Consider the following 9,000-nt stretch of genomic DNA (forward strand, 5'->3'; position numbering starts at 1 on the left):
GACGATTGTTCACCACGACGAGGGGTTGGCCTTGAGCTTCCGGACCCCAGGAGCCGGCCGGGCGATGCGCTTGCCCCGCCGCCCGCGCCTGCTGCTTCCTGTCGCGATCGCCCTCGTGGCGCTCGTGGCGTTCTTCTTCCTGTTCGCCGGCATTTACACCGACTATCTCTGGTACGACTCGGTCCAGTTCACCGCGGTCTTCACCGGGGTGCTGCTGACACAGATCGTGTTGTTCCTGGTCGGCGCGTTGCTGATGGTCGGCATCGCCGGCGGCAACATGCTGCTGGCGTTCCGGATGCGGCCGATGTTCGGCCCCGCCATGTTCGGCGGAGGCAGCGGCGCCGACCGGTATCGGATGGCGCTCGACCCCCACCGCAAGTTGATCTTCATTGTCGGCATGGCGGTGCTCGCGCTGTTCGCGGGCTCGTCGATCGCGGGCCAGTGGAAGACCTGGCTGGAGTTCGCCAACGGGGTGAAGTCCGGCAAGAAAGACCCGATGTTCGGGCTGGACGTGTCGTTCTTCATGTTCGACTACCCGTTCATCCGGATGGCGCTGAATTTCCTGTTCACCGCGATCATCATCTCGATCGTGCTGGCCGCGATCACCCACTACCTCTACGGCGGCTTCCGCCTGCAGTCGCCCGGCGTGCACGCCTCGCGCGCGGCCCGCACCCACCTGTCGGTGCTGCTGGGCGTGTTCGTGCTGCTCAAGGCCGTGGCCTACTGGGTCGATCGCTACGGCCTGGTCTTCTCCGACCGCGGCAAGGTCTTCGGCGCCTCCTTCACCGACGTCAACGCGGTGCTCCCGGCCAAGACGATCCTCGCGATCATCGCGCTGATCTGCGCCGTGATGCTCTTCGCGGGCGTCGTACGGCCCGGCGGCATGCTGCCCGGCGTCTCCTTCGGCCTCCTCGTGCTGTCGGCGGTGCTGATCGGCAGCGTCTACCCGGCGCTGGTCGAGCAGTTCCAGGTCAAGCCGAACCAGCAGGCCAAGGAGCGCGACTACATCGAGCGCAACATCGCCGCGACCAGAGACGCCTACAAGGTCGACGCCAAGAACGTGAAGGTCACCGGCTACCAGGCGACCACCTCGGCGACGGAGGAGGTGCTGCAGAAGGAGGCCAGCTCGATCCCCGGCCTGCGCCTGCTGGACCCGACCATCCTGTCGCCGACGTACCAGCAGCTGCAGCAGATCAAGGGCTACTACCAGTTCCCCGAGCAGCTCGACATCGACCGGTACAAGATGCCCGACGGCAAGATCCGCGACACCGTGGTCTCGGTCCGCGACATCGGCCTGCCGCCGGAGCAGGAACGCAACTGGATCAACAGCCGGCTCGTCTACACCCACGGCTTCGGCTTCGTCGCCGCCCCCGGCAACCAGGTCGACAGCGTGGGCCGGCCGATCTTCGACGCCAAGGACATCCCGCCGGTGGGCGAGCTGGTCCCCCAGGGCTTCGAGCCGCGGGTGTACTTCGGTGAGAACTCGCCCGAGTACTCCATCGTCGGCGGCCCCAAGCCGGGCCCCGGCCAGGGCCGCGAGCTCGACTACCCAGACGACCAGCAGGGCGGCAGCGGGCAGAAGAACAACACCTACGCCGGCAGGGGCGGCGTGCCCATCGGCAACTTCTTCACCAAGCTGCTGTACGCCGCCAAGTACGGCGAGACGAACCTGCTGCTGTCCTCCGACGTCAACGAGTACTCGCGGATCCTCTACGACCGCAAGCCGCTCGACCGGATCGGCAAGGTGGCGCCCTTCCTGACGCTGGACAAGGACCCGTACCCGGCCATCGTCAACAACCGCATCGTGTGGATCGTCGACGGCTACACCACCAGCGACTCCTACCCGTACTCCCAGCGCAAGAGCCTCGGCGAGCTGACCACCGACGTGCAGACCAGCAGGCTGATCGCCGGTCAGCCGCAGGCCGTGCCCACGGACGTCATCAACTACATGCGCAACTCGGTCAAGGCCACCGTCGACGCCTACGACGGCACGGTGACCCTGTACGCGTGGGACGAGGACCCGGTCCTCAAGACCTGGCAGGGCGCCTTCGGCACGATCATCAAGCCGAGGAGCGCGATCCCGGCCGACCTGCGTGAGCACCTGCGCTACCCGGCCGACCTGTTCAAGGCCCAGCGCGAGATCCTCACGCAGTACCACGTGACCAACCCCGACGCCTTCTTCGGCGGCCAGGACTTCTGGAAGGTCCCCGAGGACCCGGCCACGAAGAAGAGCAAGCAGCCGCCGTACTACGTGACGATGAAGATGCCCAACAGCGCGGAGCGGTTCTCGCTGACGACCACCTTCGTCCCGAACGGCCGGCAGAACATGGCGGCGTTCATGGCGGTGGACGCGGGGGCGGATCCGGACAAGGCCACGCTGGAGATCCTGCAACTGCCGAGCAACACGGCGATCCAGGGACCCCCACAGGCCCAGAACACGTTCCTGTCCAATCCGACGGTCTCCGAACGCCTGAACCTCCTGCGCGGCACCGGCGGCGCGACCGAGGTCATCTACGGCAACCTGCTCACGCTCCCGTTCGGCGGCGGCCTGCTCTACGTCGAGCCGGTCTACGTGCAGCCGAAGGAGGAGAGCGCGGGCCGCTTCCCGAGCCTGCGCAAGGTGCTGGTGCTCTTCGGCGACAAGGTCGGCTTCGGTGACACGCTGGACGCGGCGTTGAAGGAGGTCTTCGGCGTGGCGCCGCCGACCTCCACGGAGAACAAGCCGCCCACGCAGAACCAGCCGCCACAGCAGCAGACCCAGCTCACCCAGGCCATCGCCGAGGTGAACCGGGCCTACGAGGAGGGCCAGGCGGCCCTGAAGGCGTCCCCGCCGGACTGGGTGAAGTACGGCGAGGCGCAGAAGAAGCTGGAGGCGGCGCTGAAGCAGCTGGAGGCGCTGGGCGCCGCGGTGCCGGCGACGTCCACGCCGTCGCCGACACCGGCCGCTTCGACCCCGCCATCCACACCGCCGCCATCACCAACGGCCACACCGACCTCGACCAGCGGTTGAGCACCCGAGGACCCCGCCGATGCGCGGGGTCCTCGCCGTTTCCGGCCAATCGGTTTGCACGCGCCCTTGACCGCCGATAGGCTCCTAGAGCAAGACGACGCGGGGTGGAGCAGTTCGGTAGCTCGCTGGGCTCATAACCCAGAGGTCGCAGGTTCAAATCCTGCCCCCGCTACCAAAGAAGGGGCCTCGATCGGAAGATCGGGGCCTTGTTCGTTGTAGCGGTGATCTTCGTTTTGCGTCTGTGCCGGGTCGCCGGTATGGTTAAGACACACACCGACGCGGGGTGGAGCAGTTCGGTAGCTCGCTGGGCTCATAACCCAGAGGTCGCAGGTTCAAATCCTGTCCCCGCTACCAAAGAAGGCCCTGACCAGATTCTGGTCAGGGCCTTCGTGTTGTGCTCAACGGCAGCGCAGGTCGAGCCCGGCGTCGTGAAGTTCCAGAAACTCCACGATCACCGGCCGCGGTCCCTTGCCCTGCGCGAAGTAGACCTCGCCGCTCAGCGGTGCGCCGTTGACGCCGCGGATCGTCGTGGTCTCGTAGTACTTGATCAGCGCCGCCGCCGGCAGCGTCGTGCGCAGCGACAACCGGACCACATAGTCACAGTGGTTGCTGTCGCCCACTTGGAGCCCGACCTTCCCCTGGATCGCGATGTTCGGCTCGGTGCCGGGCGGCAGGGGATAGGAACGCACCCTGTCGACCAGGCCGTCGAGCCGCATGTCGTTGATCCACATGGGGCTCAGCGCTATCAGCGTCAGCGCCACGAGCGTCGCCGCCACCCACCACACGGGCCGGATGCGGCGACGCAGTGGTACGGCCGGCCGGGCGGGCGCCGGTGTTTCGGAGAGCGCGCTGTCCATCTCACCCGTCCCTTCTGTAGCACGCATTGCATCTTGGGGTGCCGCGGAGACGGGGGACAAGGCCCTATTTGCGAGTTCCATGACAGGCGAGCCACATTCATGATTACATGATTACGTGGCTAGCAATGAAGAAGTACCGACCCTGTACGACTGGGCGGGCGGCGTCGAGGCGTTCGAGCGGCTCACCGAGGTGTTCTACGCGAAGGTCAAGAAGGACGACCTCATCGGTCCGCTGTTCGAGCACATGGACCCGGGTCACCCGAAATATGTGGCGATGTGGCTGAGTGAGGTTTTCGGCGGACCTAAACGCTACACCGAGGAGCGCGGCGGGTACCCGCACATGCTCTCGCAGCACCTGGGCAAGGGCATCTCCGAGCCCCAGCGCCGGCGCTGGGTCAACCTGCTCATGGACGCCGCCGACGAGGTTGACCTGCCCGGCGACCCCGAGTTCCGCGCGGCCTTCGCCGGTTACATCGAGTGGGGCACCCGCCTGGCGGTGCACAACTCGCAGCCCGGGGCCACGCCGCCCACGAAGGCGCCCGTGCCGCGGTGGGGCTGGGGGGTGGCGCCGCCGTACCAGCCGTAACCTGGGACGTATGAGGGGCAAGCTGCGCATATACCTGGGTGCGGCCCCCGGCGTGGGCAAGACCCACGCCATGCTCGACGAAGGGCGGCGTGCCCTCCGACGGGGAAGAGACGTGGTCGTGGGTCTCGTCGAGACCCCCGACCGGCCCCCCACCCCCGCGCGCCCCGACGGTATGGAGATCGTGCCGCGCAGGATCCTGCACCACCGCGGGGTCGAGCTCACCGAACTCGACCCGGGCGCCGTCATCGCCAGAAGACCCGCCGTGGCGCTCGTCGACGAGCTCGCCCACACCAACGCGCCCGGCTCGCGCAACGCCAAACGCTGGCAGGACATCGAGGAGATCCTCGAGGCCGGCATCGACGTGGTCTCCACGGTCAACGTCCAGCACCTGGAATCGCTCAGCGACGTCGTCGAGCAGATCACCGGGGTGCCCCAGCGCGAGCGCGTCCCCGACGAGGTCGTCAGACGCGCCGATCAGATCCAGCTCGTGGACATGGCGCCCGAGGCGTTGCGCCGCCGCATGGCCCACGGCAACGTCTACGGCCCCGCGATGGTCGACGCCGCCCTGTCCAACTACTTCCGGGTCGGCAACCTCACCGCGCTGCGCGAACTGGCCCTGCTCTGGGTGGCCGGCAAAGTGGACGAACAACTCGACCGCTACCGCGCCGACCACGGCATCGAGACGACCTGGGAGGCGCGCGAGCGCGTCGTGGTCGCCCTCAGCGGCGGCCCCGAAGGCGACACTCTGGTACGGCGGGCCGCCCGCATAGCCGACCGCTCCAAAGGCGCCGACCTCCTGGCCGTCCACGTGACCAGCTCCGACGGCCTCACCTCCGGCGGCGATCCGGCCAGCCTCGCCCGCCAGCGCACCCTCGTCGAAAGCCTCGGCGGCACCTACCACCAGGTCCTCGGCGACGACATCCCGCGTGCCCTGATGGACTTCGCCCAGGGGGTCAACGCCACCCAGCTCGTGCTCGGCGCCTCTCGGCGGGGCCGGCTCGCGCAGATCCTGGCCCGCGGTGTCGGAGTGGAGACCACCGCCCTGTCCGGCAGCATCGACGTCCACATGGTCACCCACGAGGGCACCCGGCACGGCCGGCGCCACGCGGACCGCTCCGCCCTCACCCCCGGACGCCGCACCGCCGGATGGGCCATGGCGCTGGCCGGGACGCCGCTGCTCACCGCCGCGCTGCTGCCGCTGCGGCCCCACCTGGCGCTGTCCAGCGAGATCCTGCTCTTCCTGCTGCTGGTCGTCGGCGTCGCCCTGGCCGGTGGCACATGGCCCGCCCTGACCGCGGCCGTCGTCGGGTTCGGCCTGCTCAACTGGTTCTTCACCCCGCCGCTCCACACGCTGTCCGTGGCCGAGCCGGAGAACCTGCTCGCGCTGACCATCTTCGTGCTGGTGGCGGTCATGGTCAGCACGGTCGTGAGCCTGGCGGCCCGGCGCTCCAGGGAGGCCGCCCGGGCGCGGGCCGACTCCGAGGTGCTGTCCACGCTGGCCGGACACGTGCTGCGCGGGGACGCGGCGCTGCCGTCGCTGCTGGCCAGGCTGCTCGAGGTGTACGGGCTGAGCTCGGCCAGCATGCTGGAGAAGGACGGCGACGGGTGGCGCATCGTGGCCATCGCGGGCGGCCCGCCCTCCGCCGTGCCGGACGTGGTCGTCGACGACGACCTGGGGCTGGCCGTACAAGGGAAGATCCTCGACGCGGCCGATCGGCGGGTGCTGGAGGCGTTCGCCGCGGAGTCCGCGGTGGCGCTGCGCCAGCAACGGCTGCAGGAGGCGGCCTCCTCGTCCGCGGCGCTGGCCGAAGCCGACAAGATGCGCACGGCGCTGCTGGCCGCCGTCAGCCACGACCTGCGCACCCCGCTGGCCTCGGCGAACGCGGCCGTGGACTCGTTGCGCGGCACCGAGGTCGACTGGTCGCCCGAGGACCGCGCCGAACTGCTCGACACCGCCCACGAGTCGCTGGTCAAACTCGACCGGCTGGTGTCGAACCTGCTCGACATGAGCCGGCTGCAGGCCGGAGTCCTCGGCGTGGCGCTGGAACCGGTCGACGCGGAGGAGATCGTCCACCGTGCCCTGACCGACCTGGGCGTCTTCCATCTCGTCGGCGTCGAGATCCCCGCCGGGCTGCCCGATCTGACCGCCGACCCGGTGCTGCTCGAACGGGTCCTGGTGAACCTCATCGGGAACGCGGTGCGCTACGGCGACGTTGTCGTCACGGCGAGCTGGCACGGAGACGACGTCGAGATCCGCATCGTCGACCACGGACCGGGCATTCCGGCCGAGGCGCACGATCGGGTCTTCCAGCCGTTCCAGCGCCTGGGCGACCGCAGCACGCACAAAGGCGTGGGGCTGGGCCTGGCGCTGTCGCACGGGCTCACCGAAGCCATGGGCGGCACGCTCACGCCGGAGGAAACACCAGGAGGAGGGCTCACCATGACCGTCTCGCTGCGGAGGGCCGCATGACGCGCGTGCTCGTCGTGGACGACGAACCCCAGATCCTGCGCGCCATGCGGATCAACCTCGCCGCCCGCGGCTACGACGTGGCGCTCGCCCCCGACGGCGCCACCGCCCTGCGCCAGGCCGCCGACTGGCACCCCGACCTGGTCATCCTCGACCTCGGCCTGCCCGACATCGAAGGCGTGGACGTCATCCACGGCCTGCGCGGCTGGACCCAGGTCCCGATCATCGTGCTGAGCGGCCGCGGCGACGGCCGGCAGAAGGTGGACGCGCTCGACGCCGGCGCCGACGACTACGTCACCAAGCCGTTCGGCATCGACGAGCTCCTGGCCCGCGTCCGCGCCGTCACCCGCCGCAGCGCCGTCAGCGCCGTGGAGTCCGCCGAGGTGCGGGTGGGCGAGCACGTGATCGACCTCGTGGGCAAGACGATCTCGGGCGGGGTACGGCTGACGCCCACGGAGTGGCACTTCCTCGAGCTCCTGCTGCGCAACCCGGGCAAACTGGTCAGCCAGCGGCACCTGCTGACCGAGGTCTGGGGCGCCTCCTACCTGAAGGAGACGCACTACCTGCGGCAGTACATGGCGCAGCTACGCCGCAAACTGGAGCGCGACCCGGCCCATCCCGTCCACCTGCTGACCGAGCCCGGGATGGGCTACCGCTTTCAGCCCTGATCCTCTTCCTCTTCCTCGTCTTCCTGTTCCTGTTCCTGGAAGTAGGAGCGAGGCTCTTCGAGCAGGTCGGGATGGGCGTCGGTATCGCGCTTGTCCTCTTCGCGCATCCAGGTGACGATGCTCCGGTCGGCCTCGTCGTCGATCTCGGCGATCTTGTGCCGCTCTGGGAGCTTGTCCTGGTACATGGCGATCAGGGATTCCTGAGGGTCGTCTCCCAGGTCCTGGCTGATCTCATACGGCACGTCGGTCATGGCTACGCCCGGATCATCACGGTGGCTTTCTGTACGGCCCAGCCCGCCAGCAGGACACCGAAGACGGCCTGGGCCACCCGCGCCCATGGAGCCGAGGCGTCGGCCGCGTAGATCACGACGCCCAGCCACATCAGACCGAAACCGCCTACTAGGACGATTGCGGCCCAGTTGAACCCCCGTTGCCACATACGCGCAGTCTCGCAGTCGTTCGTCCAAGACTGGGTATGGACACGGTCTGCCTTTCGACGGGTGTCGCTATCGGGGTAGCCTCCGGCCGGTTCCCACACAGCGGCGCAGGCGCATGCCGCTCCGCCGTACCGGCTGGGGGTTCTGCTCCAGGCAGGCCAGCAACGCGGCGGCCGCCCGCGCATCCGACAGGATGCGCTGCACGTCCTCGCCGTCCACCGGAAGCTGGCCACGCTCGCCCAGCTCGTGCCGCAGGAAGGCGAGGGGGTCGGGCGCGTCCACCGCGTCCGCCGCCACCGTGGCCCGCGCCGCTGTGAGCAGGCGCAGGTAGTAGGTGCGCAGCACGGCCTCGCGCATTCGCGAATGCTCCAGGTCGTCGACCAGGGTTCGCGCGATCCTGAGCAGGTCACCGGGGGTGGTCTTCTCGTCGGCCAGGAAGGCGCGGATGTCATCGAACTCCGAGCGTGTCATGCCAACACCTCCGGGGGCGCAGTCTGCTCGTGTGTACTTCGTACCTGGAGGCGATTGCGGATGACTTGCCGTCCACTTGCCGGGGTGGCCGGGCTGTTCCGGCCTGCGAGGTTTAGGCGCTGGGTGGCCAGGGAAGGACAAGATGATTACCCGAGTGGGCGTGAGCGGGGTCTGAGGGCTGCTAGAGTTGCTTCCGCAGGGCGGCCGATCTACAGGATCCGCCCGGCGCCACCCCAACTCTCACGCTGGTTCATCCTGCCCGGATGGTCTGGTACGTTTGCTGGGGCCCCAGGAAATGTCAAATAACTGAGTTTGACAGAGAATGGGAACGCTGAAAGACTAAGGGCACAACGAAAAACGAACGAACGCCGGAAAACGCGTCCGTTTCTTGAGAACTCAACAGTGTGTTAAAAGCCAGTGCATGAAGTATCTCATGCAACACCTCGTCAAACAGTGGTTTGATGATGAGTTTTGCTAGTGTCAAACATCTTATGGAGAGTTTGA

At 68.1% G+C, this 9,000-nt stretch carries 9 protein-coding genes and 2 tRNA genes; 6 read left to right on the forward strand and 5 right to left on the reverse strand.

Annotation, left to right across the window (positions count from 1 at the left end):
* The first annotated feature begins 64 nt into the window (after positions 1-64).
* The 3 genes from FVE25_RS25865 to FVE25_RS25875 all read left to right on the forward strand — a co-directional run bounded on the left by FVE25_RS25865 (position 65) and on the right by FVE25_RS25875 (position 3,364).
* Positions 65-3,010 (forward strand): UPF0182 family membrane protein, encoded by a 2,946-nt coding sequence (locus tag FVE25_RS25865; protein WP_157249610.1) that lies wholly within the window; start codon positions 65-67, stop codon positions 3,008-3,010.
* A gap of 98 nt (positions 3,011-3,108) precedes the next feature.
* Positions 3,109-3,185, forward strand: a tRNA-Met gene (locus FVE25_RS25870).
* Between the two features lie 102 nt (positions 3,186-3,287).
* Positions 3,288-3,364: transfer RNA gene (locus FVE25_RS25875), tRNA-Met, on the forward strand.
* A 44-nt stretch (positions 3,365-3,408) separates the two neighbouring features.
* Here the strand turns inward: FVE25_RS25875 and FVE25_RS25880 are convergent.
* The gene (locus FVE25_RS25880; protein WP_157249611.1) at positions 3,409-3,867 is read right to left on the reverse strand and encodes a hypothetical protein; all 459 of its coding nucleotides are present in this window, start codon (positions 3,865-3,867) and stop codon (positions 3,409-3,411) included.
* A 115-nt stretch (positions 3,868-3,982) separates the two neighbouring features.
* Between FVE25_RS25880 and FVE25_RS25885 the strand changes: the two genes are divergently transcribed.
* Genes FVE25_RS25885 through FVE25_RS25895 form a run of 3 tightly spaced genes read left to right on the forward strand, consistent with a single transcriptional unit; the run spans position 3,983 to position 7,588 of the window.
* Positions 3,983-4,453, forward strand: a complete 471-nt coding sequence (locus FVE25_RS25885) for a group II truncated hemoglobin (RefSeq protein ID WP_157249612.1) — start codon at positions 3,983-3,985, stop codon at positions 4,451-4,453.
* A 10-nt stretch (positions 4,454-4,463) separates the two neighbouring features.
* Complete coding sequence (locus FVE25_RS25890) at positions 4,464-6,923, forward strand: sensor histidine kinase (RefSeq protein WP_157249613.1); 2,460 nt, start codon at positions 4,464-4,466, stop codon at positions 6,921-6,923.
* On the forward strand, positions 6,920-7,588 hold the full coding sequence (locus FVE25_RS25895) for a response regulator (RefSeq protein ID WP_157249614.1): 669 nt from the start codon (positions 6,920-6,922) through the stop codon (positions 7,586-7,588). The genes FVE25_RS25890 and FVE25_RS25895 overlap by 4 nt, the downstream gene beginning before the upstream one ends.
* Here FVE25_RS25895 and FVE25_RS25900 read toward each other — a convergent pair.
* From FVE25_RS25900 to FVE25_RS54420, 4 genes are all read right to left on the reverse strand, one after another.
* Positions 7,579-7,839 (reverse strand): hypothetical protein, encoded by a 261-nt coding sequence (locus FVE25_RS25900; RefSeq protein ID WP_157249615.1) that lies wholly within the window; start codon positions 7,837-7,839, stop codon positions 7,579-7,581. The two genes, FVE25_RS25895 and FVE25_RS25900, sit on opposite strands and share 10 nt — an antisense overlap.
* Positions 7,840-7,841: 2 nt before the next feature.
* Positions 7,842-7,970, reverse strand: coding sequence for a hypothetical protein (locus FVE25_RS56395; protein WP_281367891.1), 129 nt, complete (start codon positions 7,968-7,970; stop codon positions 7,842-7,844).
* A 124-nt stretch (positions 7,971-8,094) separates the two neighbouring features.
* A complete protein-coding gene (locus tag FVE25_RS25910; RefSeq protein WP_157249617.1) occupies positions 8,095-8,496 on the reverse strand; it encodes a hypothetical protein in 402 nt (133 codons plus the stop codon).
* 298 nt (positions 8,497-8,794) lie between these two features.
* On the reverse strand, positions 8,795-9,000 hold a 206-nt coding region (locus FVE25_RS54420), incomplete at its 5' end, for a hypothetical protein (RefSeq protein ID WP_219825630.1).

The sequence above is a fragment of the Nonomuraea typhae genome (genome assembly GCF_009760925.1).
GTDB lineage: Bacteria > Actinomycetota > Actinomycetes > Streptosporangiales > Streptosporangiaceae > Nonomuraea > Nonomuraea typhae.